At 52.7% G+C, this 2,769-nt stretch carries 3 protein-coding genes; all 3 read right to left on the bottom strand.

Going from position 1 to position 2,769, the window contains the following annotated elements:
* On the bottom strand, positions 1-334 hold a 334-nt coding region (locus QZP87_RS10145), incomplete at its 3' end, for a hypothetical protein (RefSeq protein ID WP_291322806.1).
* The gene (locus QZP87_RS10150; protein ID WP_291322807.1) at positions 285-2,081 is read right to left on the bottom strand and encodes a ferrous iron transporter B; all 1,797 of its coding nucleotides are present in this window, start codon (positions 2,079-2,081) and stop codon (positions 285-287) included. The genes QZP87_RS10145 and QZP87_RS10150, both read right to left, overlap by 50 nt.
* Complete coding sequence (locus QZP87_RS10155) at positions 2,074-2,385, bottom strand: FeoA family protein (RefSeq protein ID WP_291322808.1); 312 nt, start codon at positions 2,383-2,385, stop codon at positions 2,074-2,076. The genes QZP87_RS10150 and QZP87_RS10155 overlap by 8 nt, the downstream gene beginning before the upstream one ends.
* Positions 2,386-2,769 lie beyond the last annotated feature (384 nt).

The following is a 2,769-nucleotide window of genomic DNA, read 5'->3' on the forward strand; positions in this document are numbered from 1 at the left end:
CTGCCTTTTCATTTGTCACGAGAAACGAGTGACAAATGAAAAAAATTATCCTGTCTTCCTTGGCGATCTTCGCGCCTTTGCGTGAGAAAATATGGGTTGCGGGCTCAGCCCGCGTTAGATAACCTGTAAATACAAACCCTATCTGTAGAGTATTGTTCAGGAAATGTCCATAGAAAATCATGGCAAAAAAGAGGAAAAAAGATGATAAGCACAGTTGAATGATTACGCTTTGGGCCTGTGTGATAAACAGACACTCCGCCAGAAGGGTAATTTGTGGTGAAAAATCAGCCGAAAAACCATGCCAGAAATTCCATTCGGGCGAAGATACCTCCAACCAGAAACGCCGTAGCGCTGGTGATGAGCAGCATGAAAACGGCGGTCCTGATGTTGAACTCCCTGGCAAGAATGGCGACAATGGCAATGCAGGGCACGTAAAAAAGTCCCACAGTGGCCCCTACAAAAAGCTGTAAGGTGGTCAGGTCCATTTCGATGAGAGGCAGTACCGCAAGCTCACGGCGCATGATGCCCAGTACAAGGGGTACCGAGGCCTCTTGAGGCAGCCTCAGCCAGTGTTCCACCAGGGGAGATAGAAATCTTCCCACAGCAGCCATGATTCCGGTTTCGTAGAGTACGGCGGCAATCCCAACGGCCACCACCATAGGCAGGGCGCCGTCCGTGATGTAGCGCTTGAGCCGGACCCAGATTTTTTTTGAGAGAACATCCAGTCTAGGTGGTAAAAGTTCCGGGATCTCCATGATGGTCAATGGTCTTGGTCCTTTGAGGACCTTGTCCATGATTAGCCCGGCCAGGATCAGGGCTACAAATGAAAGGCCGAATACAGCCACCACCACACTGACGGATCGCTCGGCCAGCATGGCGATGAAGGCTCCGGTCTGCGAAATGCAAGGCACTGCCATGCAGATCATGGTGGCGATAATAAGCCTTTCCTTGCCAGTGGACAAAGCCCGGGTTGCCAGGATGCCGGGGATGCCGCAGCCGTACCCCAGTAGAAGGGGGATAATGCTGGAACCCTGCAGGCCGATATTGTTCAACAGTCCGTCCAGGAGCACTCCCAGCCGGGGCAGGTATCCGCTGTCTTCCAGCACCGCCATTACCCCGTAGAATGACAGCACGTAAGGCATTACAAGGGTGAAGGGCCATTCTATGCCCTTGACCAGAAAACCGTATTCCCCGATCATGACGTTCTGGATGGTTCCGGGAGGGACCACGGCCTGCACCCCGGCCACGATCTGGGGTATGATCATGCCCCGGAAGATGGGCAGAAGCACCAGCTGGCGCAGCTGCATGCCCACACCCACAATGACTGCAAAGGCCAGGACCAGTATGATTATGGCCAGGGGCAGTCCGGGCCAGGGATGTACCAGTTTTTCCCCCCAGCGTCTTCTCCTGGAACTGTTTGCTGCAAATGTCCCGGTTGTTACTTCCCTGGAGACTTTTTCCGCCATGTTCCAGTGACTGCCCTGCTCCCAGTCCAGCCTGGGCTCAAAGGGATTGTCCAGGACTGAGCGGATTTCTTTTTTGAGCTCCTCAAAGCCTTTTTTAGCTACTGCCACCATGGGGACAATGGGAACCCCCAGGCGGCGGGAAAGGCTTTGCCAGTCTATGTGAATGTTTTTGTCCCGGGCCAGATCCACCCGGTTGAGGGCTACAACTGTGGGCAACCCGAAGCTTAGTACCTGAAACAAAAGATACAGGCTGCTTTCCAGGTTGTTGGCATCCACCACGCATATGACTGCAGCCGGAGTGGAACCCAGTTCATCGGCGCACACATCGCTTTCTTCGCGGCAATGGGAACAGGTGCTTTGAGTGCCGGGCTTGTGCCTGCCGCGGAGCATGTCCACGGCCACCTGCTCGGCCTGGTTGGTGGCGTTGAGGGTGTATGTGCCTGGTACATCCACCAGGACCACGTCACGGCCTTTTATACCTGCTTTGCCGGCAACAAACTCGACGGTGGTCCCGGCGTAATTGGCGCAACTTACGCTTAAACCGGTCAGGTGGTTGAATATTACGCTCTTGCCCACATTGGGCGGGCCCATGAGCAGGACATGGGCCTTACTCATTCTCAGGGCAGAGGTCGAGCTGTTTGCGCAGCTTGATCTGCTTGGCCAGCGAACGTCCCAGGGCGGTATGTCTGCCTTCTATTTCTGCGACCAGAGGTCCTCCAAAACGGGCCCTGCAGCGCAGGCAGACTTTTTTTCCGGGCCTGAATCCCAGGGGTTCCAGCAGGGCCTGTTCAGGTATGGAATCAATTTCGCCTTCTTCATTAAGCTGCAGACAGTCAAGGGTCCTCAGATGATCGCATTCGGGGGGACGGTGGGGGCAGTCCTTTGTGCTTTGTTTGCGGCTGAACCACATCTTAAACATTTACAGGCTCCTTTAGTGCTTTTAGATATATGATGAAAACGCGTTTTGTGTTGATTTTCAATATCAATAGTCAAGTCAAATAAAAAGTCAAGGAATGTGTTGACTTTGAATGTGGTTATCAGATGATTTTTTTAAAAAAAAGTCAAGCTGTTTTTTTGTGCTTGAATCTTTTTGGGTTGCGGGCAAAGCCCGCGTTAGGCGCTTAGGCGCTTAGCACAAATTTCAAACAAACATGTTGTTTCACTTTCAAAGAAAGCCAAGAGGTTATGCCCACGGAACACACGGAAGGGCATGGAAGTTTTCCCTCTCGTCCCCAGGCTCCAGCCTGTGAACATTTAGTTCTTGCGGCTCCAGCCGCTTCTTAAAAAATGTAGCTGGAGCCAC

It is taken from the genome of Desulfonatronospira sp., assembly GCA_003563255.1.
Taxonomy (GTDB): domain Bacteria; phylum Desulfobacterota; class Desulfovibrionia; order Desulfovibrionales; family Desulfonatronovibrionaceae; genus Desulfonatronospira.